This window comes from Rhizobium sp. WW22, assembly GCF_047041135.1.
Lineage (GTDB): Bacteria > Pseudomonadota > Alphaproteobacteria > Rhizobiales > Rhizobiaceae > Rhizobium.
The window spans coordinates 663,877-687,203 of sequence record NZ_CP178199.1 but is presented as its reverse complement, the minus strand read 5'-3'; the positions used below and the strand labels follow the sequence as shown (position 1 = coordinate 687,203).

Genomic DNA, 23,327 nt, shown 5'->3' with positions numbered 1-23,327 from the left:
AGCGATGACAGTGCATTTCATTGGCGCAGGCCCAGGAGCCGCCGACCTGATCACGGTGCGCGGCCGGGACCTGATCGGCAAATGCCCGGTCTGCCTCTATGCCGGCTCGATCGTTTCGCCGGAACTGCTGCAATATTGCCCACCCGGCGCCCGCATCATCGACACGGCGCCGATGTCGCTCGACGAGATCGAGGCGGAATATCTGAAAGCAGCCGAAGCAGGCGAGGATGTTGCGCGTCTGCATTCCGGCGACCTCTCGGTCTGGAGCGCGGTCGCCGAACAGATCCGCCGGTTGGAAAAGCATGGCATCGACTATACGCTGACCCCCGGCGTCCCGGCCTTTGCGGCTGCGGCTTCCGCGCTCGGCCGCGAGCTGACCATCCCGGCTATCGCTCAAAGTCTCGTCCTGACTCGTGTTTCAGGCCGTGCCTCGCCCATGCCGAACAACGAGACGCTGGAAAAATTTGGCGCGACCGGCGCCACCCTCGCGATCCATCTGGCAATCCATGCGCTCAAAGAAGTCGTCGAAGATCTGACGCCGCTATACGGCGAAGATTGCCCGGTTGCGATCGTCGTCAAGGCTTCCTGGCCCGACGAGCGGATCATTCGGGGCACGCTTGCGACGATTGAAGCGAAAGTGGCCGCCGATCCGATCGAGCGCACGGCCCTGATCTTCGTCGGTCCGGCACTTGGCGCCAGCGATTTCCGCGAAAGCTCGCTCTACGATCCTACCTATCAGCGTCGCTTCCGTGGCCGTCAATAACGCCGGGCACCGTTGCAAATCCGCTCGAAATTTCCTCTAGTCGATCGCGGCAAGCCACGGGGCAAAAGAGGATCGGGATATGCAGCGGATTACCATTACCATCGACGACGATCTTCTGGAGACGATTGACCAGATCAGCGCACAGCGCGGTTATGGCAGCCGTTCGGAAACCTTGCGCGATCTCGTTCGCGACGCCGTTACGCGCGCGCAGCCGACCGTGGATGGCGAAGCCAGATGCTACGCCGCCCTCGCCTATGTCTATGAACATGAAACCCGCGATCTGTCGCGCCGCCTGACGACAGCGCAGCACGATCACCATGATCTTTCGATCTCGACACTTCATGTTCACATCGATGGGCATGATTGCCTCGAAGTCTCCGTGCTGAAGGGCAAGACGGATGACATCAGGGCATTTGCTGACAGCGTGGTGACGCAGCGCGGCGTGCGCTTCGGAAACCTGCACATCATCCCTTCGGATCATAACGCAGGACATCGCGAAACGCATTCCCACGATTGACAAGGCAAGTTGCCTGCGGACTACTCGGTCAGAGCCGATCGGCGATATAAGCCATGCTCTCCTTGAGAGCCGTAACCGGCTCCTTCAACGCATGCACCCTCGGGGCAAAGGGCTCGAAGGATGCCGGACCGGCATAGCCGGCAGAGAGCAGCGCTCGGAGCTGACCGACATTATCGAGACGATCCCTCGCATCGACAAGAACACGATGCGGATCGCGCATGTCCCCAACGGAAACATCGGGATCGCTGACGCCGGAAATATGCACGAGACCCGTCAGTTCGGGGAAGGTTGCCGCCTCACCAGCGAGATGGTGATGGAATGTATCGTGCACGAGAAGGAAGGTGGATCTCGCACCGAGTTCCTCGATCGCCGCTGCCGCCTCGCTCTTTAGGCGCAGCGAGCAGATCTCGAAGCCGAGCGGCTCTACCAGGCCGATGATGCCGGCCGCTTCCAGCATCGGCTTCAGGGCTGACAGCGCCTTGCGGAGATTGGCATGCCGCGCCTCCGGCTCGCGGCCGCTGCCGTCGTTGACCGGAACGAGGACGAGCGCCCTGGCGCCGCAATCGCGCGCATAGTCGATCAGCTCCGCTGCCTCCCGGGCACGCTCGTCGTTCCACTCATTGAAACGCTGCAGAGCGTTGATCGAGATGATCGTCAGCCCATGTCGCGCCGCGAGCTCCTTGACGGCCGCTGCCGGCGTACCATCCAGGATCGCGTTCCCGGCAAGGTCATTGCGGATCTCGACGCTATCGATGCCGAGCTCTTTTGCGGCGACAAAGAACGATTCGAGCCTCAATGACGGCGCACACATATGATTGAGCGCGAAACGAATGGAACTCATAATGGGCACTCCTCCTCAAGGCGTCCGGCAGCAAGAGACATTCCAGATCCGCTGCGCCTGCTTTGCGAAGAACTAGCGACATTCCTGTCCTTCTTCCATCGGCATCGGCCATCATTCCTGATAGAATTCTAGAGATAATGATAGAATTACATCACCCTTGTCAGATGTTTTCCGAGACGAAAATTTCAAAGGGCAGGAAGCTTTGGCCGGGAACGGCAGCCTCATCGCTCTCGACGGACTTGATCATCAGATTCATCAGTTCCTTGCAAAGCGCCGGCAGCGGCGTGCCGATCGCCATGGCGACGACATCGTCGGCAAGCGCCGCCCTCGATTCCGTCGTCAACTCGTTGACGACGGCGATCAGCTTGCCGGATAAACGCTCCTCGCGTATGGCGGAAATCGCGCCCTCCATGCCGCCGCCACAGACGTAGAAACCGATGAGATCGGGATGCTTCTGCAGGAGATCGAGCGTCGCCTCATGGGTAATCTCGGGCGTGTCGAGATTGATGAGCGTATCGAGCACCTCGAATTCCGGGGCATTTTCGCGGAAATAGGAGCGAAAGCCGATTTCGCGCAGCTCATGGCCGAGGAAGCGGTGGCTGCCAACAAAACAGGCGACCTTTCCCGGACGCCGTGCGGAGCGTGCGATGATCCAGGCGGCCGTGCGCCCGACCTTGCGGTTATCGACACCGATATAGCCCTGGCGTGCGGTGGTGGAAAAATCTGACAGGAGGGAAAAGACCGGAATGCCTTTTTCCTTCAACTCCTCGATTGCTGCGGTGACCGCCGGATAATCCGGTGCGACGAGCGCGACGGCCTGACTGCGTGATGCCACCGTCTTCAGCTTCTCGACGATCGCTGTCGGGGTCGAGGCTGCGACGAAATCGATCTGCGCGTTGATGCGCGCTGTCGTGACTGCCTGCGCTGCCGCCGCAATCTCCCTGGCAAATGCCTGGTAGAAAGCCTGCACCGGTTTCTGCAGGACGAAGCCCAACCGATATTGCGGCAAGTCCTCGAAGACGCGCTGACGCAGGAGGCCCACGGCATGATAGCCGATTTCCTGCGCCGCCTCATAGACGCGGCGTGCCGTTTCTTCCCGTACGCGATGGCGCCCATTCAGCACGCGATCGATCGTTGCGACGCTGACGCCGGACGCCTTGGCAAGATCCGCTATAGTGGGGCGACGCATGGCTACTCCTGAAATATGTCATCATTTATGACGTCAGAGTTTGATATGTTTTGATAGATTCCATCATTCATGCATTGAGGCAAGCGAAAAGTAGATCTATCGTTTTGGGCATCGAGGGCGGTGCGCTGTTGCACATCGCGGGAGGCGGGAATGACGACGATAATCAAGCGTGACTATGATCTGCTCGGCGAAAGCGGCAGGCTGGCGGTGGAAACCGGACTTGCGGCCGCCGAATGGTATCATACAGATGTGCCGCGCAAGGACATGAAGGCGCTGATGCAGCGCTCGGATGCGCCGGCGATCCGCGACACCATCATCTGGCTTGGCAGCATGGTGGTCTTCGCAGCACTTGGTGTCTACTTCTGGGGCTCCTGGATCTGTGTCCCCTTCTTCCTGGCCTATGGTGTGCTCTACGGTTCGGCCTCCGACAGCCGCTGGCATGAATGCGGCCATGGCACGGCGTTCAAGACACGCTGGATGAACGACGCGGTCTATCAGCTCGCCTGCTTCATGATCATGCGCAATCCGGTCACCTGGCGCTGGAGCCATGCACGCCACCACACCGATACCGTCATTGTCGGCCGCGATCCGGAGATCGCCGTCATGCGGCCGCCGGATCTTCTTCGCCTCGTCCTGAATTTCTTCGGCATCCTCGATGCCTGGCATGCGATCGCCGACATGCTGCGCAATGCTTGCGGCGTCGTCAGTGCGGCAGAAAAAACCTTCATTCCCGAGATGGAGCAGCCGAAGGCCATTCGCATCGCCCGCATCTGGCTGGCCATCTATATCGCCACCATTGCGAGCGCGATCGCCATGGGCTCGATCCTACCGCTGATGTTGGTCGGCCTTCCCCGGCTCTATGGCGCCTGGCATCATGTTCTGACCGGCCTGCTGCAGCATGGCGGCCTTGCCGACAATGTCGTCGACCACCGGCTGAACAGCCGCACCGTCATGATGAACCCGATCAGCCGCTTCATCTATTGGAACATGAACTACCATGTCGAACATCATATGTTCCCGATGGTGCCCTACCACGCCCTGCCGAAGCTGCATGCGATGATCAAGCATGATCTGCCGGCGCCGAATTCGTCCATCTGGTCCGGCTATCGCGAGATGATCCCGGCATTCCTGCGGCAATTGCGCAACGAGGATTATTTCTTGAAGCGCGAGCTGCCGCCGACGGCGCGGCCTTACCGCGAGGAATTTCACGGCGAGTTACCGGCCGCCGCAGCTCAATAAATCGGACATAAAAAGGGAGGAAACGATGAGCAATTGGATTGAAGTTTGCGCCGCTGATGCGATCAATGAAGAAGATGTCATTCGCTTCGACCATGATGGGCGGACCTTCGCTGTCTATCGCAGCCCTGAGGATGATTATTTCGCGACCGACGGCCTGTGCACCCATGAGAAGATCCATCTCGCCGACGGGCTGGTCATGGACAACATCATCGAATGTCCGAAGCATAATGGCCGCTTCGACTACCGCACTGGCGAAGCCAAGGGCGCGCCGGTCTGCGTCAACTTGCAGACCTATCCGGTTAAGGTCGAAAACGGCACCGTCTTCATCGGGCTTTGAGGAGGCAAGCTTGGTTCATTTCGTCATTATCGGAGCCGGAGAATGTGGCGCCCGCGCAGCCTTCGCACTTCGCGAAAAGGGATTTGAGGGTGAGATCACCCTCATCGGCGCCGAGCCGCTGGCGCCTTACGAACGGCCGCCACTGTCAAAAGCAGGGACGGATCAACCGCCGGAGCCGAAATTCATCGCCACATTGGAGCGCTATGGGGAGCAATCGATCGATCTGAAGCTCGGCACCACGGTGACCGCGATCGATCCCGCGACGAAGACCATCAGGCTCTCGGCTGGGCAGACTCTCGCGTATGACAAGCTTCTGCTTGCAACCGGAGCCGCGGCGCGAGGGTTTCCAGGCGTTGACAGCACATCGCACCGCATCCGCGTGCTGCGCACCCACGCCGATGCGGTGGCTTTGCATGCAGCCCTTCATCCCGGACGGCACATTGCCATCATCGGTGGCGGTTTCATCGGCCTTGAGCTGGCGGCAACGGCGCGTATCCGCGGTGCCGACGTCACCGTCATCGAAGGCCTGCCGCGCGTCCTGAAGCGCGGCGTGCCCGAAGAGATCGCTGAAGCGATTACCGAACGCCATCGCCAGGAAGGCGTGGATATTCGTTGCGGCCGGACCATCGAAGCCTTGCAGGAAGAAACCGATAAGGTGGTCGTTCGTCTGGTGAGCGGCGAAGTCATCTCCGCGGACCTGTTGCTCGTCGGCATCGGGGCGCTGCCGAATGTCACGCTGGCCGCAGAAGCGGGACTCGCGATCGACAATGGTATTGCCGTCAACGAGCGGCTGGAGAGCTCCCATGCGGATATCTTTGCGGCAGGCGATTGCTGCTCGTTTCCGCTGTCACTTTATGGCGGAAGACGCGTTCGCCTCGAATCCTGGCGCAATGCGCAGGAGCAGGCCAATCTGGCCGCCGCCAACATGCTGGGCGAAAGTGCGGAAATATCCGCCGTCCCATGGTTCTGGTCCGATCAATATGATTTTACGCTGCAGATCGCAGGGCTGCCGGATGAAGCGGTCACTCATGTGCGGCGCGACCTCGATGACGGGGCATTCATTCTCTTCCATCTCGGCGCGGACGGAAGAGTGCTTGCCGCCAGCGGCATCGGGCGTGGCAATGCCATCGCGCGCGACATCCGCCTTGCCGAAATGCTGATCGCCGCCCGCGCACATCCGGATCACGCCGCTCTGGCGGCAAGCTCCGTCAAGCTGAAGTCGTTGCTTGCCGCATAATATCCGCCGTCGGGCCTTGACCCAGGAGGCCAAAGCATAAATGTCTTCCCCTGACGGCAAATGGAGGAAGCAATGAAAATACTCGGCATATCGGGCAGCCTGCGCAAAGGCTCCTTCAACACGGCTCTGCTCCATGCCGCCGTCGAACTCGCACCAAACGGTATCGAACTGATCGCGCGCACCATCCATGGCGTGCCGCTCTATGACGCCGATCTCGAGGTAGCGGACGGCATTCCGGAAAAGGTGCGAGAGCTCAAGGATCTGGCCATCTCGGCCGACGCGCTGATTCTGTTCACACCGGAATACAACAATTCGCTTCCTGGCGTCTTCAAGAACGCCATCGACTGGATGAGCCGCCCCTCCACTGACATCGCGCAGGTCTTCGGCGGCAAACCGATCGCAGTTCTCGGCGCGTCGCCGGGCAATTTCGGCACCATTCTCAGCCAGAATGCCTGGCTGGCGGTCTTGCGTACGCTCGGTGCCGAAGCATGGTTTGGCGGCCGGTTGATGGTGTCGCGCGCCGGCAGCGTCTTCGATGCAGACGGGGCGATCGTCGATGAGAAGGTGAAGCACAATCTCTCGGCTTTCCTCGAAGGCTTCACCGCTTTCGTCGCAGATCGCAGGAAAGGCTGATTAACGGCTTTCCGGTTGAACCGAAGGTAAGCCGTAAGTCTATGATTGGGTCAAGGAATAGCCTAATGTGAATCGAGGCGCCGGACCCGGCGTCGCCGGGGCCCTGCACATTCTCTTCCTTCGAAAATCATGAAATCCAATAGTACCGGTTACGTCTTCACGCTGTTGGCAATCAGCATATTCGCCATACAGGACGGCATATCCAAACATCTTGTCAGCGCCTATCCGCCGCTTCTGGTGGCGATGATCCGCTATTGGGCCTTCATGCTCTTCGCCGTCGCGATGGCCTCGCGCGCGCCAGGCGGATTGCAGCGCAACGCCCGGACCAAGCAGCCTATCCTGCAGATTGCCCGCGGCCTGCTGCTTGCCGCACAGATCGTCGTCGCGATCTCGTCCTTCGTCATCGTCGGCCTCGCCCATACGCAGGCGATCTTTTCATCCGGACCGCTGATGGTGGCCCTACTGTCCATACCGATCCTCGGCGAGAAGGTCGGCTGGCGGCGATGGCTGGCAATTTGCTTTGGCTTCGTCGGCGTGCTGCTGATCCTGAAGCCGGAGAGCGGTGTCTTCGATGCGCGCTTCCTGGTGCCGCTTTTCGGTGCGCTGCTATTTTCGCTCTATGTTGTGCTGACGCGTTATGTCAGCCGCGAGGATGGCGCCATGACCAGCTTTTTCTATACGGGTGTGGTGGGTGCCGTCGCCATGACCTGCATCGGGCCGTTCTTCTGGACACCGCTTGCGCCGCATGACTGGGTCTTCATGGGCATTCTCTGCCTGACAGGCGTTTCGAGCCATTATTTCCTCATCCGCGCCTACGATATGCTCGACGCGGTGGTGATTCAGCCCCTGACCTATCTACAGCTCGTCTTCTCCGCCCTTATCGGCGTCACCATCTTCGGGGAAAAATTGAGCGCGCCCATGATTGTGGGCGCGCTCATCGTCGTTGCGGCAGGCATATTCACGATCTGGCGAGAACATACCCTGGCGAGAACCCGGCTCAGGGCCGGCAAGACACAGACGAGATAGAGCGGTTCGGTTTTTCACGGAATCTCCGAACCGCTCTATCTCTTTGCTGTCTCGCAATTCCGGACGGAAAACCGCTGCGCACTTTTCCCGGAGTTGCTCTAAGCGTCCACCTCGGCACGCGGCTGCGCCTCGGTGTAGTAGCTTACATATTTCTGCCGGTAACGCTCCGTTCCGCCGAAATCGCTGTAGCGCGGCAGTTCTGACATATCGGTCTTATTGAGGATGACGCCCAGAATGCGCGAGTTGATCTGCGGCTCCTGTTCCAGGACATGACGCACCAGATTGGTCGGGGTCGCACCCCATTCGGTCACCAGCAGGAAGGCATCCACCTGCGGTGCAAAAGCCTTCGCGTCGATGACGGGACCGAGCGGAGCAAGGTCGACGATGATATAGTCGAACATCTTGCGCGCATTCTCCATCAGATGCTGCATGCCCTGAGAGGATAGAAGCTCGCTGGTGTGCAGCAATTGATCGCGCACCACGACCGGCAGGATCGCAAGTTTAGTGCGCGGGTCAACCTTCACGGCATTCGTCCAAGGCACTTCGCCAAGCACGGCTTCGATCAGGCCGGCATGCGGCTGCGACTTCAGCGTCCGGCTGAGGCCCGGATTGCGCAAGTCGGCGTCGATCAACAGCGTACGTTTGCCGCTGCTGGCAAGCAGCGCCGCGAAATTGGCTGCCGTCGTCGACTTGCCCTCACCGGGGAGTGCTGAGATGACGCCGATGACGCGGTCGGCGCGGCCCTGCAGCATCACGTCGCTTGCGAGTTTCGCGTTTCTCAGGGTCTCGGCAAAGATCGAGCGCGGCGCTTCGACGGATATGCGCATCATGCGCTCGAAAGCAACGCCGTTTTCTCCCTCTTCCGCCGTCGCCGGCTCCGGTCCTGCACCGGCCCTGCGTGACTTCTTCTTGTTCTTGCCCTGCTGGCCGAGCAGCGGCAGATAGCCGAGGAACTTCAATCCGAGAGCAGCCCGCACATCGGCTTCGACGCGGAAGAAGCGATCGCGGAACTCCTGGAACGCGGCGACACCGCAGCCGACCATCAGTCCGAGAATGATCGACAGCGCCATGACGAGCGTCTTCTTCGGACTGGACGGCGCAGTCGGCACGCCGGCGAGTGATATGACGCGGGCCTTGGCGATGGGGAACGAGCGCTGTTGCGTCGCCTGCTCAAACCGGCCGAGATAGGATTCGTAAAGTGTCTTCAGCGCTGATGCTTTCTGGTTCAGCTCATTCAGGTGAACCAACGACTTGTTAGCCTCGGAATTCTTGCCGACGACCTTATCGATGCTTTCGCGCAGCGATTCCGCCCGCGACTGTGCGACATCAAGCTCGTTCTTGTAGCTGGCAGTCAGCTGCTGAAGAACCTGATAGATCTGCCGGGTAATGTCCTTCCGCTCGGCCTTGAGCGCGACGGCTTGCGGGTGATCTGCGCCAAAATTCTGCGTGACATCCTGTTCGCGCTTTTCGACAGCGAGATAGCGTGTTTTCAAATCCTGCAGCACCGAGTTGTCGGTGGAGCTCGACGAGATGGTCGCGTTCTTAACGGCGTTGTCAGGGCCTTGGTCGACGATCGACTTATACTGATTGTAGCGGGCGGATGCGCTGGCCGTATCGGCTTGCGCGATGATCAACTGCTTGTTCAGGTCGGAAATCTGCTGTTCCGACATCAGCTCGCCGCCGGTCGAGGTCAGACCATTGTCGGCCTTGTATTTCTCGACTTCGAGCGAAGCCTCCTGCGCGCGCTGGCGCAGATCGTTCAGGCGTTCCTGCAACCAGACGGAGGCACGTTCCGTCGCGTCGAAATTGGCGTTCAGCTGGTCGGTAAGATAAGCGTCGGCATAGGCGCGCGTGATCTTGGCGGCGAGAAGCTTGTCCGTCGAGCTGAAGGAGACGGCAACGACCGAGCTTCGTGTGACGCGCTCGACCTTCAGATTGTCCTGAAGAACGGCAGCAACCTTCTGACGCTGGGCCTCGCGCTGCTGCTCAGGCGTCATCGGCGGCCGGCCGGGCGTGAAGACGCTGACGATCAGGCCGACGCCGGATTTGAGCAACGCCGCCGGAGACGCGGGCGGGTTGAGCAATGTGTTATTGTCCGCAAGGCCGGCAGTATCGACCACGCGCAGCGCCATCTCATTTGATTTGAGGATTTCGACCGCACTGGCAATCTCCATGTCCGCCTGCTGGCTGCTTGCTGCCGGCGGCTGATCCTCGGCATATTTCGTCATGCTTTCGTCGAGCAATATCTGCGTCATCGAGGTATAGCTCGCAGTGGCCGTCAACAAATAGACGACGGCCAGGATGACAAAGGCGGCCATGGCGAAAATGATGGTGCGGATGCGCCGGACCACGACGGCCATCAGCCGATCGAGATCGATAAAGCTATCCTGCGACTCCGCTTGCGGGAGAGCGCTGTGGAAAGTGAAGTTCTTCTGATGCATGGCGACCACCTTGTCGGAGAAGCCCGAATGAACAATTGCCATGGCCTGCGGCGTTCCCGGCCGCAGGCCACAATGTGACAGGCTTAAGCGGCGGTCATCTGCGCTTCGTGCGAGACGACCAGGTTGCGGATCGAGTCATAGACCAAACCGCCGATATCGGCGCGAGCGAGCGCGAAGGCAACGTTCGCTTCGATGAAGCCGTGCTTCGACCCGCAATCGAACGTACGCCCATTATAGACCTGGGCATGGAAGTATTGCGTCTCGGACAGGCGTAGCATGCCGTCGGTCAGCTGGATCTCGTTACCGGCACCGCGCTCCTGGCGGGCCAGAATATCGAATATTTCGGGCTGCAGAATATAACGGCCATTGAGGTAAAAGTTTGAAGGCGCCTCGGACGGATGAGGCTTCTCGACCATTTTGGTCACGGCAAAGCCATGGCGCACGGACTCGCCCTTGCCGATAATGCCGTATTTCGACGTCTCTTCCGGGGCGCATTCCTCGACGGCGACGATGTTACCGCCGGTCTCGTTATAGAGATCCATCAGGCCGGCCATGCAGCCACGCATACCGTAGCAGAGCATATCGGGCAAAAGCAGCGCAAAGGGCTCGTCTCCGATCAGGTCGCGAGCACACCAGACGGCGTGGCCAAGGCCAAGCGGCGCCTGCTGCCGGGTGAAGCTTACCGAGCCCGGACGCGGCAGAAGACGCTCCAACTCGCTGACTTGCTGGCTCTTGCCGGCCCGCTGCAGCGAGGAGATCAGCTCCGGCGTATCATCGAAATGATCTTCGATCGCCGACTTGTTGCGGCTGGTGACGAAGACGATGTGCTCGATACCGGCCTCGATGGCTTCGTCAACGGCATATTGCACGACGGGACGATCGACGATCGTCAGCATTTCCTTCGGCATCGCCTTGGTGGCGGGCAGGAAGCGCGTTCCGTTGCCGGCAACTGGGATCACTGCTTTTCTCACACGACGTTTGGGGTCCATGGCTCTATCCTTTGTTAGAGTGAGGGCCTGCGCCCATATTGGGCAGAGGGGAGGAAAGTTGAGAGGGCGTCGGCTGGCGTCGGCTCCGCAGCGACGCGGCCAACCGGCGAAAACGGGCAAAGACCGGCATGCTGAGATGACGTACGGCCCGCGGGTTGAGGCACGCGATCTTGAGCATCTCCTGCAATTCGCGCTGCTTGATGCTGTCGACCAATTTAAGAAAAGCGATGACTTCCTTCAGATTGCGCGTGCGCCGCCGTTGTGCGGCAAGGGCAGCGGCGCCGAAGTGATGTTCGGCGAAGAACTTGGCGTCGGCAGCAAGCATGGCCTCGACATGGTCCTGCCGGAGAACACGCGAGATCGACCCATCGCGGATGTAGTAGAGATAACCGACGCTCGGCTCGACGACGCAGACGCCGCCGCGAGCGAGAGCCGAAGCGAGGAAAATATAATCCTCGCCGATCCGCAGGGTCTCCTCGAAGCGCAGGCGATGTTTCTCGATGAAGGCACGCTCGAAGACCGGCTTCACATAGCCGAAATTGTGCTCCGACTGGAAAATCATGTTCGAGGCGATGAACTTAGCCAACGTCAGTATCGGCATGCGCGCGAGCATCGGCTCGGGAAACATCGGCAGTATCGTGCCGACGTCCTCACGGATCACGTCGAGATTGTCGACCACGATCTGTGCCTCGGCTTTTTCCGCTCTGGCGATCAGGCGGGCCATCCGATCCGGACGTAGGGCATCATCGGAATCGAGCACGGCCACCCAGCGGCCCCGGGCCGCATCGAGCCCGGCATTGCGGGCAGCGCCCGGACCACCATTGCGGGCCATGGCGACGAGCCGTACACGCGGATCGGGATGGTTGCCGGCAATCTCACGCGTATTGTCCGTCGAGCAATCGTCGACCACGATCACTTCCATACTGACGGCGCCTTGCGCCAGCGCGCTGTCGATGGCGCGCTCGAGCGTTTCCTCGGCGTTATAGGCAGCAATGACGAAGCTGACATCGGGGATGAAATCCGTCATTGCGGTGCCTTCTCCAGATTTCCGTATTGTTCGATTTCGCGGACTCCGAAGAGGCCACTGACCACGCCGGCATGCATGATGCCGCGCAGGCCATAGCGATGCCGCTTGATGGGCGATGCAAAGAGCAGCGCTGCGGTAACGAAGCAATAAGCGGATTTCGAGGCCGCCAGTGCAATCGCGCGCCAGCGCCCGAGGCCGCCTGCGGTCTCCAACAGCATGCGGCCATGGGTCTGGCCCATGCGATACCGGCGCTTCGAGAGCCAGGAGACGGTCGCCCTCCCTTCCGGGACGGGTTCGTAGACCAGCGCATCTGCCGCATAGGCGATCCTGCCGCCGGCCTTATGCATATGAGCGAAGAATTCGGTGTCCTCGCCGCCGCTGCGTCCGAGCGCGATATTGAAGCGCCGGCCAGCAAGCGAGGGTGCGCCGCGGCGCAGCAATACATTGCAGGTGTAGCCGGTCAGGATTTCCCCGGCGACCCAGACAGGCAAAGTCGAATGAAAATCACCGCGCCACATCCACCCCGGAGCTATATTCCCGTAGACGGCCTGAACGGGGCCAAGAACGGCGTCGGCGCCCGTCGTGTCGGCCATGATGAGCAATTCGCTCAGCCAGTCTTCCGAAGCAGTCTCGTCGTCATCGATGAACGCGAGAAAATCGCCGCTTGCATGATCCAGGCAGGCGTTGCGTGCAATCGAGATGTTCGATGCGGGGCAATGGACATAGACAATCTCGAACGGAACGGCCGAGCGTAGGGCGTCGACGCGGTCCCGGGCACTCGGGGTCAGATCGTTGTCGGCAACGATGATCCGGACGACGGCACCTGTGGGGATACTCAGGACGGCAAGCGACAGCAGCGTCTGATCGAGTTCGGCCCGCCTATAGGTGCAGACCGCAATGTCAATCTTTATCGGGCGCCGATGAGCCTGTGTCATGACGCCACCCTGCGATTGCGGAAGCTCAGGACTTCCATCCAAAACCCCATCGACCAGGCGAAATGCATGACCATCGCGGAAATGGCTGCCAGCGGCCCATAGGGGTTCTTATGTCCGAGAGCGATCCAGAAGCCATAGGCGATGCAGGCGACGGCCCAGAGGCCGACCGGGATAACCGCGATCCAGTTGAGGACGGCAAGGAAAGCGCCGATGAAGATCGGCACGACCGCAAGCGGCAGCATCTGCCGCAGGCTCGGCATGCTGCGATGCTTGAGTATATTGCGCGCGCGGCCACGGCCATACCCCAGATATTGCCTGAAGAGCGTCGGAATGCTGGCGCGCGGAAAATAAGTCATCGCCGTCTTGTCGGTCAGCCAGATACGATACCCAGCCTTGTTCAGCCGATAATCCAGCTCCGCATCCTCGTTATGGCTGAAGCTTTCGTCATAGCCGCCAACGGCACGGAAGGCGGCAACGCGCATGAGCGCATGATGCCCATGCTCGGCCCAATGGCCCTTGGCGCCTTCGCGATGTTTGGAGCCGCCATTGCCGAGCTTGGAATTCTGGGCGACGGCCGTCGCCTTCTGAAAGGCACTGAAGCCCATGGTGCGCATGGCGACGACAACGGAATCGGCACCGGTCGCGCCAGCCTCCTGAACCAGTGTCTGGCAGTAATCATCCGGATAGTCGCCATGGGCGTCGATGCGGATGAAATACTCGTGATCGTCACCGAAAGTCTCGATGGCGAGATTGATCGCCGCGCTTTGCAGCCGCTTCGGATTGTCGAGCAGAAGAACGCGCGGATCTCTCTCGGCTATATGGCTCACGATCTCACGCGTGCGATCGGTGCTGCCGCCATCAGCCACCACGATCTTCGCATCGAGTTCGTCAAGAGCCCGCCCGAGCTTGTCGATCAGCGGCTCGATATGCTTTTCCTCGTTGAGGCAAGGAATAACGATTACGCAACGCATATCCCCTGAACTTCCGGTCATCATTGCAATCCACCTCTATTGCGATGCAGTTGTGGGAGGGCCTGTATCTCGGCCATCTGCTCATTGGCGCGCGTCAGCGATGCCAGCCGCTGCACCAGCAGCTGACAGTCGGCGCGATCCATCGTCCATTGCTTATGATCCTGGGATGCCACGGCCTCGAAAGCGGCGAGATAGCGCTTTACGTCCATCTCACCCAAAAGCGCCGTCAGATGTTCGGCGTCGGCCCGGTCAAGCGTGAGCCCGATCTTTCGGCTGGCAAGAAATCTTGCCGTTTCCGTATCCTTGATCGAGATCGGCACGGCACCGTAAAGACCGCCTTCATAGAGGCGGTTCGGCAACAGCCAGCTGGAGTTCAGTCCCTCTTCGAAAAAGTCGATCGCCCAGGAAAACTGGACCTCGCCATAAATCGCCGCGAGATCCTCAGGGTTCTTGTAGGCGCCGGCAAAATGCATGAAGGGTGCATCGCGGACGGTGCGGTCGAAGTCGTCGAATTCGGAATAGGCCGGACGACCGCGCAGAACGATCTGGAAACGGCCTTCCATCCGGCGCGAGAATTGGTCGAGCAGCGCCAAGGATTTGCGGCAGCGAAGGGCGCCGAACCAGCCAATCTTCCAAGGCTTGCCCGCAGCCGGCGGCCTTGCGGCCGATGCGATGATGCGCGCCGCGGGCTCAAGCGCCAGTACCTTGTTTTCAAGCAGCATGACCGGCAGTTGCAGCCCGGAACGCGGACGGAAATAGCGCTCGATGAAGGCGGGCGAACTGGTCACCAGCAATGATGCCTGCGAGCCGAAATGACGCTCGGCACTGCGAAGCGCACTGCCCACCACATCATCGCGCAACAGCAGCCTATGAATATCGAGACATTCGTAGACAATAGGCACATCGCCGCCGAAGATGGATTTGGCGCGGTTGGCGAGCGCCAGCATTTCGAGATTGCGGCCGATGATGATGTCCGGTCTTGCGATGGAGCGCAGCGCGCTGCGCAGTTTCGCCGCCGATCTGGCCACTGCCGCGATCCGCTGTGCAAACTGGGCATCCCGCGTCTTGCCGAGCTCGATCGGCTCGACGCCGCTAATGGCAGCCAGCGCATTGTCATCGCGCCGGAAACCCGCAAGCGTTACGAGCGCCCCGCCAGCCTGCAGCATCAGCACCCGCCTGCGCACAGCCGGATCGGCAAGATCATGTACGAAGTATAGTATATGCAGCATCAAAATTTCCGCTTTTGCGCCCGGCCGAAGCCAAGCACTTGGTGTGGTTGGTGTTGCATGATGGCGTTGCCACTGGCCGCGCGCGATGGCGCGGCCAGCCGTGTTCAATCGAGCTTGCAGGTGATCGATTCCGGAAAGAGGCACTTCTCTCCCGGAGCGGTGAAGGCGACGCGCTTGATCTCCATGGTCGCCGGCTCGCCGCTATAGGCGAACTTGCCCATCCAGCCACTGAGCGTATCGGTGCCCCAGAGGCTGAAGAAGATCTTTTGCGGGTTCGTCGGTATTTTCGAAGGATCGGTAACCTCCTGGACGAGCTTGCCGTTCACATAGTAGCGCAGGCGATCCTTTTCCCAGACAAAGGCATAATCGTTGAAACCCTTGTCGGCACCGCCTGGAACCGGCGCCAGCTTTTCGTTGCCGCCCTTGGCGGAAATATACTGATTGACCTGAACCTGACCGGAATTCTTGCCGAGCACCTCGAAATCGATCTCGTCATGCGGCTTCTTGTCGGTCGGGCCGATATAGGTGAAGAAGGCAGAGTTCAGACCAGGCCCGGTAGCGGTGCGGTAGCGCGCTTCATAGGTGCCGTAGCCATAGCGTTTCGTCGTCTGGATTTCGCCGCAGGCATAGTTACGTTCACCGATCTTGGACTGGACGAACTGCAGTTGCAGCGTTCCATCCTTGATACCCACCTGCTTGCGCGACCAAGTGCAATTCTGATGTGGCCCGTTGTTCCAGCCGTCGGAAATATACCAACGACTGGTGTCCAGATGCTCGAAATTGTCGACGAAGGAACCGCCCGTCGGCTGATCATCCTGCGCGGATGCGCCCTGCGGCATCAGGAAGGCGCTCATGAGAGCGATTGAAACAAGACCAAGTCTGTACATGCAGTTTTTCGATGTCGTCATGGTATCACTCTTGCTTACGCAGGACACACCTACAGGGAACAAAGTGTCGCGCAGCAATCCCCGCAAACAATCGAAAAAACCATGGGCGCGGTTGAACGGCCAGGTATGGGGCTCGAATGATGTGGGGACAGAAACTGTGCCCGGGAGCATTATGCTACGCATGAGGTTTATCCGCGAAGACACGTTGGCAGTCACATTCACGATGTCTGTCACCCCTTCTTCGGGCTGCATCCCCCCTCGCAGCCATTTCCAACACAGCAGAACTCGCAAGGATAACCTAGGGCACTCTTCGGAAAGGGAATATGGCAGCGCAGCAAAAATGAGCAAAAAACGATATGTCGCCTCGCACAGAAAACATGGTTTTGTCCTGCGTAAAGGGGTGAAAAATCGATTTAGATGCAAGAAAACGCAGTTACGAAAGGCACTTAGCCCCTCACCCGAGGCCTCGCTTTGCGCTCCGATCGAACGTTCCCGACCCTTCCATATTTTCCGCTGAAGGTGAAGATTTTTTGCAGCGCAGCATGAGTTGGCATGCAAAGCGTGACCAAAATGCGACAAAGCTTCAATCAGAATGAGAAAACCGATTCATATCGCTCTGCCAATGGCTGCATTAGCGTACGATCCTGGCGCGCCATGTGTTATAATAGCTCATCGGCGGATAGCCTTGACCGCTGGCGCGCTGGGATGAAAGTTTCAGAAAATCTCGCCTCTCATCATTGCTCGACATCGATTGGACGCTACCTGTTGGCGTCACAACGACCTCCGCTATGGCTCATCTGCCGGAAAATTGCGGCGAATGTCGTTGGAAAAGCCAATAATCATGCCCTAAGACATGAACCGCAAGCCCTTGAACTAAAACCGTAAAGGCGGGAAAATGGCGTCTATCACGATTGTTATTCCGTTCTATCAGAAGCAAGCCGGCGTTCTGCAGCGCGCTTTGAAATCGATCTCCCGGCAGACATTTCAGGATTTCGATATCATCGTCGTTGACGATCAATCGCCGCTTTCGGCGGAAAGCGAGCTACAATCGCTGAGCAGCGAGGAAAGAAAACGTATCCGTGTCATCCGTCAGGCCAATGCCGGTCCTGGCGGGGCGCGCAATACCGGCCTTAACAGCGTACCGGCCGAGAGCCGGTTTGTAGCCTTTTTGGATTCCGATGACGAATGGGCGCCCGAACATCTTAGCAATGCCTTCGGAACGCTGACCCATTACAACGCCGACTGCTACTGGGACTCCATCGATGGGGGCAAGGAGTTCTATTACCATTTCAGCATCGCCGAGCTTGGGAAATCGACCGATACAGTGCGTTTGTCGGATAGGCCGGCCGTCGTCGAAATCCCCAATATCGCCAGTGTCATGCTGCAGGATTGGAGTTTCCTGCACATGTCCTGCATGGTGATCGGGCGGCCGCTTTTCGAAAAGATCCGCTTCGAGCCGTCCCTGCGACTGGCGGCAGAGGACGTTCTGTTTTTCTGCGACTGCGTTCTCGCCGCCAAGCGGGTCCTGCTTTGTGAGAATGCCGGAGCGCTGCGCGGCGAAGGCGTGAACATATTTCACAGCATCGACAATGATTCCCCGCAATTCCTGCGCCAGCAATTCAACACATGGACGGCGCTCAACACGCTGGAGCAGAGATTTTCGCGCCGGCCGCAGGATGTCGAATCCATCCGTCTCTATAAGAACCGCGCCCGCCAGCAGGCGCTTTGGAGCCAGGCGCGGCAGGTGCGGCAGCGGCGCCTACCGCAATTTGGATTGCTGGCAAAATGGGCCTTCCGCGATCCTGGAATTTTACAAAGCGCCATGCAGCTTGCCGTGGGCAAACTAGCGCCCTAGATTTTGCGGTGCAGCATGGGCTGCACATGCCGCATCGAAGAGCCACGGCATGACCCGCTATAGTCTGGATCAGCAAGGAGTCCTGCATGAAGCCGTTCCACTGGGAATCCACCCATGGCAATTTCGGTGACGATCTCAATCTCTGGCTCTGGGATTTCCTACTTCCCGGCCTTCGCGATGTTCGAGAGGAAACATTGCTGGTCGGCGTCGGAACCGTCCTCAACACGGAGATCCTGCCCGACAAGGGGCACAAGCTCGTTATCGGCAGTGGTTTCGGCTACGGTTCTCTTCCGGACATGCGCGATACCTCGCAATGGGATGTCCGCAGCGTGCGTGGGCCGCTGACGGCGCAAAAGGCTGGTCTGCCCACCGAAATGGGCATCGTCGATCCTGCCGTGCTGGTGACGGAAATGCCGGAATTCCAGGCCATTTCGAAAAACGGCAAGCGCACCTTCATTCCGCATTGGGAATCGGCTGCCGCAGGCCTCTGGCCTGAAATCTGCAAGACCGTCGGTCTTTCCTATCTCGATCCGCGCGGCGAGGCGAAGGCCGTCATCCGCGAGATTGCCGCCTCCGAGTTGATCGTGGCGGAATCGATGCATGGCGCCATCCTTGCCGATGCCTTCCGTGTTCCGTGGATTGCGGTCAGCTCCTCGCGTTCCATCAACAGTTTCAAATGGAGCGACTGGGCTCTCTCACTCGGCGTCACCTACCAGCCGAAGCACATCCCCGTTTCCACCCGCGCCGAGGCGATCGCCAAAGGGGCCAAATTCTGGGGTGTCGGCTTCGAGCGCAACAAGCAGGCGGCAGCCGAGCTCGAAAAGCAACGCTATGGCGAAAACGTCATGCTTGCCGATCCCGAGCAGACCACGCTGCGCGTCATGGCAAAGCAGGCGCTGGCCGTACCTTCGGCTCTGGCTCTGTGGCAGGCGAGCAAGGCAAAGCCGCAGCTGAGCAAGGATAGCGCGCTGGCAGCCTGCAAGGAGCGCCTCCTGAACGTAATCGAAGGCGTGCGCCGCGATTATCTCTAAGCCGCAATACCCTATTCCGGAGCGGCCTGCAGCAGATAGCGCAGGCCGTTTGCGCCGGGATGGGCAATGGTGGTGGTGCTCCGCTTGCGGAAACGCTCCGTCTTATCCGCCAGAATGCCGCCGGCAATAGCCGGGACGGCGAAGGGGTGCGATAGCGCATAGGCGGCCGCCGACAATAGCCCGGACTGTGCTTTGATATCGAGGAAATGCCGCAACTCGTAACGATCGCGAATATGCTGTTCGTGACGACGGATCACGGCTGCGTCCGCTGAAGAAAGCCCGCCCTTGGCAAGAATGGTCCGGTCAGCCTCGTAAAGGCGGCGCAAATCCTCGGTCCTGTGCCGGCCGCTCAGGGAATCGCTGCGCACGACCGCGCCATAACCGCAGCTATGAATGATCTTGTAGCGGGCCTGGTGAGCCAGCGCACGGACATACAGATCGTAGTCTTCGCCGAGACGCAGCGCCTCGTTGTAGCGCAGGTCATGCGCATCCAGAAAGGAGCGCCGCATCAAGGGCTTCAGAAAGCCGATCTCGCCGCGACGCACGCCGCGCTTGGAAATATTTCCTTCGACGAAAGCAGCAAGATCGAGAAAACGCGGTTTCGCGTCGAAATGATCGAGCCTTGCATGCGCATCAGGCACGGTATCGGCGCTGACGAAAGCGATGTTGTCGGCAACGAAATCCCAGTCGTCAGCGGCAAGCAGCGCTGCGAAACGACCTGGAAAGAAAAAATCATCGGCATCGAGGATACCGATCAACGGCGCCTTGGATATCTCGATTGCGTGATTGCGTGCTGCGGCAGGGCCGCGGTTCTTTTCGAATTCCCGGACAATCAGTCGGCCGCTGCCGTCATCGGCTTTGGCGGCGGCGATGGCCGTTCCATCCGTCGAGCCGTCATCGATGACGACGACTTCCGCGACCTCGGCCTCCCGAAGAGCCGAGGCAATGGCAAGCCCAATGGTTTCGCTGGCATTCTTCGCGGCAATGATTACGCAGACGCTTTTTTCTGCAGGGTCGGTCACATCGGCCTCCAAGGGTTCAGACGGAGACTTAGGACATGGCTACGATCCGGCAACCGCCGAGCTCCAAAAGATCTGATCGTTTCCCCGAAGTTCAGGGGTTGAAGGGCTCGGACCGCTTTAAACTGGATGCGGACAGACCGGCGACCTTGCTGTCTTCCTGTATCGATGCCGGGCCCTTATTTTCGTTCAACAGGGCCTCATGCGCTTTGCGCTCTTTCCAAACGAGGTAAAGCACGCCCAGGAAATAACCTATCTGCAGAAGGACGGCACAGATAGCCGTTTCGATCAGGGTGGTCGAAAGCGAGTTCGTCAGGAAATATGTTGCGATGGCAAATACGATCAGCGTGCCTAGCATGCTGAAGAAAACGCGGGGCGCGTACATAATCTCACCCCGCCCGTTCGGACGTTAAATAAAAAGCGTTCAAGGTCTTTCCTCCCTTATCAGACCTAAGTCTTAAATATATTTTATGATTCATTGAGATTCAACCAAGTTACCAAGATCCGTTGCGATTTGAGACGATCCTAGCGCCAAGCCTGTTAAAACTACGCATCGATTATAATTACAATTGAATTTGTTCATCTTTCTCATTGCAATTAGATGGTGGCATATCGAAATAATACAATCTGAAAGAAGCATCCGGGCCATCCAGCCGATAGGGTGTTCTCGTCCATTCAATCAACTTTTATTACAAAGTCCTGAGGAATCTGCTTTCAGTATGTGCGCTGCAAAATATTGCTGCACTGCAATATATCTTCAGAAGAAAGCAGGATGGCATGAAGCTGAAAGGAAACCGAGCAGAGGCTAGCGAAGCTAATGATAATGAACAGCTTAGCGTTCCATGCCTATAATATCCTTAGAAAGGGTCGACTGCGACACGACAGAGCTGTCGAGATCGACATTATACACAAGATGATACAGTACAATTCATCAACTACTGATCACTGCACTAAACCAAGTCACCGTTGATGCGGTAAATTTATACCACCATGCCATATCGCTACAAAAATTTGGCTTAAAAAGTCTCAATCCCAACCTACACTCCGGCCATCGCGGCTCTAGTTACGCGTCCGAGAATTTCCGACCAATCGTCAACATGAATGGAGTTTTCTCTATGAAATCTGCGACGAGATCGGCCACATCGGCTTTTTTCAGCGCTGCGGAAAGCGACGTCTTTCCGCCCACTGGTGGAGTATTGAAACGCATTTTTGACGTTTCTACCGCTCTGACCGCCTTGGTTCTCATCAGCCCGCTCTTTCTGCTGCTGATGCTGCTGGTAAAACTTTCAGACCCCGGTCCCGTCTTCTACGGCCACCGCCGTATCGGCCATAATGGCAAGACCTTCCGTTGCCTGAAGTTTCGCACCATGGTCGTCAATGGTGACAAGGTGCTGCATTCTTACCTGCAGGCCAATCCGAAAGCGATGGAAGAGTGGCGCGCCACGCGCAAGCTGCAGAACGATCCTCGCGTCACCACCGTTGGCTCTGTCCTGCGCAAGCTCAGCCTTGACGAGCTGCCGCAGTTGATCAACATCATCCGCGGCGAGATGAGCGTCGTCGGGCCACGCCCGGTGGTGGAAGACGAGCTCGAGCGCTACGAGACCGCAGCGATCTATTATCTGCAGTCCCGTCCGGGCTTGACCGGTCTTTGGCAGGTGAGCGGCCGAAACGACGTTTCCTACGAAAGCCGCGTCGCCTTCGACACGCATTATGTGAAGAACTGGTCGCTCAGCAGCGACATGGTGATCATCGCCAAAACCATTCCTGCAGTCTGCCTTTCACGCGGCAGCTATTGATGATGACTGGCAGATACCGCGGGATGCGTCCTGCGGTTTTCCCGCGTCCTGCGGGATTGCCTACCGGTAACAGGGAAGATCCTGCATGATTGAATTCCGGCCTTCGACGAGGCTTCTACGTGTCAATTCATCGCTGCGCTGCGCAGCTATTATTGCTCTCAGCCTTGGCGCAGCTGCTACTCCGGCGCTAGCCGAAAACCTTGCCGGATATCATCTAGGCGTCATGGACAAGCTGCATGTGCGCGTTGCCGAGTGGCAAACGGCCGAAGGCACCATTCGCGACTGGTCGATGGTATCGGGCGACTACACCGTCGGCCCTTCGGGCTCGATCTCGGTTCCCTTCATCGGGGATATGCCGGCCGTCGGCAAGACGACGGATCAGATCGCCGAGGCTATCGGTCTCGGCCTGCAGAAGCAATTCGGCCTGCGTGACCGTCCTTCGGCTTCGGTCGAAATGTCACAGTTCCGGCCGATCTACCTTTCCGGAGAGGTCCAGAATCCCGGTGAATATCCGTTCGCGCCCAACCTGACCGTGCTCAAGGCTATAAGCCTCGGCGGCGGCATGCGCCGAGCCGATGCCGGACAGCGTTTTGCGCGCGATTTCATAAATGCCAAGGGTGACGCGGTCGTCTATATGGCGGAACGCAGCCGCCTGTTGATGCGCAAAGCGCGCCTGATGGCCGAATTGGCCGGCAAGGACGATATCGACGTCCCCACCGAGCTCAAGCAGCTGCCGCACATGGCGGATCTGCTCGCGAGCGAGAAGGCGCTGATGGATACGCGTGCCAAGCGCATGACGACGCAGCTGCAGTCCCTGGAAGATCTGAAGACGCTTCTGCAAAACGAAGTCGAGGCGCTTTCGAAGAAGAACGACACGCAGAGCCGTCAGCTTGATCTGGCCAAGGCCGATCGCGACAAGGTCGAAAGTCTGGCCGAGCGCGGGCTGGAGCTTGCCTCCCGCCGAATCTCCGCCGAACAGCGCGCCTCCGATCTGGAAGCTACACTCCTCGATACGGAAACCGCCGCGCTGAAAGCCAAGCAGGATATCAACAAGGCCAATCAGGACGAGATTACCTTGCGCAACGACTGGCAGAGTTCGCTGGCCCGGGACATGCAGGATACCGACACGCAGCTGGAGACGCTGCAGCTCAAACTGTCGACCAGCCAGTCCCTCATGCAGGAAGCCGTCGCTCAATCGGCCGATGCCGGCAATCTCGACCCAAGCGGCCCCGGGGTGAGCATCTCCTACACCATCATTCGTGACGACAACGGGCAATCGAAGGAAATCCAGGCCCAGGAAAACACGCAGGTATTGCCCGGCGATCTGATCAAGATCAGCACCGGGCTTGCCATTCGATAGGAAAA

22 protein-coding genes are annotated in these 23,327 nt (G+C 58.9%); 11 read left to right on the top strand and 11 right to left on the bottom strand.

All coding sequences use genetic code 11. The features are described 5' to 3' along the window. Nucleotides 1-4: 4 nt before the first annotated feature. Nucleotides 5-763 (top strand): precorrin-4 C(11)-methyltransferase, encoded by a 759-nt coding sequence (gene cobM, locus ACK83U_RS22120; protein ID WP_112608778.1) that lies wholly within the window; start codon nucleotides 5-7, stop codon nucleotides 761-763. Between the two features lie 79 nt (nucleotides 764-842). Beyond that, complete coding sequence (gene nikR / locus ACK83U_RS22115) at nucleotides 843-1,280, top strand: nickel-responsive transcriptional regulator NikR (RefSeq protein WP_112608776.1); 438 nt, start codon at nucleotides 843-845, stop codon at nucleotides 1,278-1,280. Between the two features lie 28 nt (nucleotides 1,281-1,308). On the opposite strand, the gene ACK83U_RS22110 is transcribed toward nikR, so the two are convergent. Next, entirely contained in the window at nucleotides 1,309-2,121 is an 813-nt protein-coding gene (locus ACK83U_RS22110; RefSeq protein ID WP_112608774.1) for a TIM barrel protein, read from the bottom strand. A gap of 160 nt (nucleotides 2,122-2,281) precedes the next feature. Next, nucleotides 2,282-3,310 carry a LacI family DNA-binding transcriptional regulator gene (locus tag ACK83U_RS22105; protein WP_112608772.1) on the bottom strand — a complete coding sequence of 343 codons (1,029 nt, stop codon included), beginning with the start codon at nucleotides 3,308-3,310 and terminating at the stop codon, nucleotides 2,282-2,284. A 150-nt stretch (nucleotides 3,311-3,460) separates the two neighbouring features. Here ACK83U_RS22105 and ACK83U_RS22100 point away from each other — a divergent pair, with 150 nt between their 5' ends. The 5 genes from ACK83U_RS22100 to ACK83U_RS22080 all read left to right on the top strand — a co-directional run bounded on the left by ACK83U_RS22100 (nucleotide 3,461) and on the right by ACK83U_RS22080 (nucleotide 7,782). Beyond that, nucleotides 3,461-4,549 carry a fatty acid desaturase family protein gene (locus tag ACK83U_RS22100; protein ID WP_112608770.1) on the top strand — a complete coding sequence of 363 codons (1,089 nt, stop codon included), beginning with the start codon at nucleotides 3,461-3,463 and terminating at the stop codon, nucleotides 4,547-4,549. 25 nt (nucleotides 4,550-4,574) lie between these two features. Continuing rightward, nucleotides 4,575-4,886: a MocE family 2Fe-2S type ferredoxin gene (locus tag ACK83U_RS22095; RefSeq protein ID WP_112608768.1), complete on the top strand. Its 312-nt coding sequence runs from the start codon at nucleotides 4,575-4,577 to the stop codon at nucleotides 4,884-4,886. Nucleotides 4,887-4,896: 10 nt separating this feature from the next. Beyond that, nucleotides 4,897-6,123: an FAD-dependent oxidoreductase gene (locus ACK83U_RS22090; protein ID WP_112608766.1), complete on the top strand. Its 1,227-nt coding sequence runs from the start codon at nucleotides 4,897-4,899 to the stop codon at nucleotides 6,121-6,123. Nucleotides 6,124-6,195: 72 nt separating this feature from the next. Further along, nucleotides 6,196-6,756 carry an NADPH-dependent FMN reductase gene (locus ACK83U_RS22085; protein WP_112608764.1) on the top strand — a complete coding sequence of 187 codons (561 nt, stop codon included), beginning with the start codon at nucleotides 6,196-6,198 and terminating at the stop codon, nucleotides 6,754-6,756. Between the two features lie 129 nt (nucleotides 6,757-6,885). Then, the gene (locus tag ACK83U_RS22080) at nucleotides 6,886-7,782 is read left to right on the top strand and encodes a DMT family transporter (RefSeq protein WP_112608762.1); all 897 of its coding nucleotides are present in this window, start codon (nucleotides 6,886-6,888) and stop codon (nucleotides 7,780-7,782) included. Nucleotides 7,783-7,880: 98 nt separating this feature from the next. On the opposite strand, the gene ACK83U_RS22075 is transcribed toward ACK83U_RS22080, so the two are convergent. The 7 genes from ACK83U_RS22075 to ACK83U_RS22045 form a co-directional block, all read right to left on the bottom strand. Next, nucleotides 7,881-10,223 carry a polysaccharide biosynthesis tyrosine autokinase gene (locus ACK83U_RS22075; protein WP_112609145.1) on the bottom strand — a complete coding sequence of 781 codons (2,343 nt, stop codon included), beginning with the start codon at nucleotides 10,221-10,223 and terminating at the stop codon, nucleotides 7,881-7,883. Between the two features lie 83 nt (nucleotides 10,224-10,306). Next, entirely contained in the window at nucleotides 10,307-11,212 is a 906-nt protein-coding gene (gene galU, locus ACK83U_RS22070) for a UTP--glucose-1-phosphate uridylyltransferase GalU (RefSeq protein ID WP_015343418.1), read from the bottom strand. A 4-nt stretch (nucleotides 11,213-11,216) separates the two neighbouring features. After that, nucleotides 11,217-12,239 (bottom strand): glycosyltransferase family 2 protein, encoded by a 1,023-nt coding sequence (locus tag ACK83U_RS22065; RefSeq protein WP_112608760.1) that lies wholly within the window; start codon nucleotides 12,237-12,239, stop codon nucleotides 11,217-11,219. Beyond that, a complete protein-coding gene (locus ACK83U_RS22060; protein ID WP_112608758.1) occupies nucleotides 12,236-13,174 on the bottom strand; it encodes a glycosyltransferase family 2 protein in 939 nt (312 codons plus the stop codon). Before ACK83U_RS22060 ends, ACK83U_RS22065 begins: the two co-directional genes overlap by 4 nt. Then, nucleotides 13,171-14,145 (bottom strand): glycosyltransferase family 2 protein, encoded by a 975-nt coding sequence (locus ACK83U_RS22055; RefSeq protein WP_281409864.1) that lies wholly within the window; start codon nucleotides 14,143-14,145, stop codon nucleotides 13,171-13,173. The genes ACK83U_RS22060 and ACK83U_RS22055 overlap by 4 nt, the downstream gene beginning before the upstream one ends. 20 nt (nucleotides 14,146-14,165) lie before the next feature. Next, nucleotides 14,166-15,374, bottom strand: a complete 1,209-nt coding sequence (locus tag ACK83U_RS22050; protein WP_112608754.1) for a glycosyl transferase family 1 — start codon at nucleotides 15,372-15,374, stop codon at nucleotides 14,166-14,168. A gap of 104 nt (nucleotides 15,375-15,478) precedes the next feature. Beyond that, complete coding sequence (locus ACK83U_RS22045) at nucleotides 15,479-16,282, bottom strand: glycoside hydrolase family 16 protein (RefSeq protein WP_112608752.1); 804 nt, start codon at nucleotides 16,280-16,282, stop codon at nucleotides 15,479-15,481. An 874-nt stretch (nucleotides 16,283-17,156) separates the two neighbouring features. Between ACK83U_RS22045 and ACK83U_RS22040 the strand changes: the two genes are divergently transcribed. Together ACK83U_RS22040 and ACK83U_RS22035 are read left to right on the top strand one after the other, a co-directional pair. Further along, nucleotides 17,157-18,116 carry a glycosyltransferase family 2 protein gene (locus ACK83U_RS22040; protein WP_112608750.1) on the top strand — a complete coding sequence of 320 codons (960 nt, stop codon included), beginning with the start codon at nucleotides 17,157-17,159 and terminating at the stop codon, nucleotides 18,114-18,116. Between the two features lie 86 nt (nucleotides 18,117-18,202). Further along, a complete protein-coding gene (locus ACK83U_RS22035) occupies nucleotides 18,203-19,147 on the top strand; it encodes a polysaccharide pyruvyl transferase family protein (RefSeq protein WP_112608748.1) in 945 nt (314 codons plus the stop codon). Between the two features lie 11 nt (nucleotides 19,148-19,158). Here ACK83U_RS22035 and ACK83U_RS22030 read toward each other — a convergent pair whose 3' ends face one another. Then, nucleotides 19,159-20,169: a glycosyltransferase gene (locus ACK83U_RS22030; RefSeq protein WP_112609143.1), complete on the bottom strand. Its 1,011-nt coding sequence runs from the start codon at nucleotides 20,167-20,169 to the stop codon at nucleotides 19,159-19,161. 91 nt (nucleotides 20,170-20,260) lie between these two features. Beyond that, a complete protein-coding gene (locus ACK83U_RS22025) occupies nucleotides 20,261-20,551 on the bottom strand; it encodes an exopolysaccharide production repressor protein (RefSeq protein ID WP_112608746.1) in 291 nt (96 codons plus the stop codon). A 730-nt stretch (nucleotides 20,552-21,281) separates the two neighbouring features. On the opposite strand from ACK83U_RS22025, the gene ACK83U_RS22020 reads away from it, so the two are divergent. Together ACK83U_RS22020 and ACK83U_RS22015 are read left to right on the top strand one after the other, a co-directional pair. Continuing rightward, nucleotides 21,282-21,962 (top strand): sugar transferase, encoded by a 681-nt coding sequence (locus ACK83U_RS22020; protein WP_112608744.1) that lies wholly within the window; start codon nucleotides 21,282-21,284, stop codon nucleotides 21,960-21,962. A gap of 85 nt (nucleotides 21,963-22,047) precedes the next feature. Then, entirely contained in the window at nucleotides 22,048-23,322 is a 1,275-nt protein-coding gene (locus ACK83U_RS22015; RefSeq protein WP_112608742.1) for a polysaccharide biosynthesis/export family protein, read from the top strand. Nucleotides 23,323-23,327 lie beyond the last annotated feature (5 nt).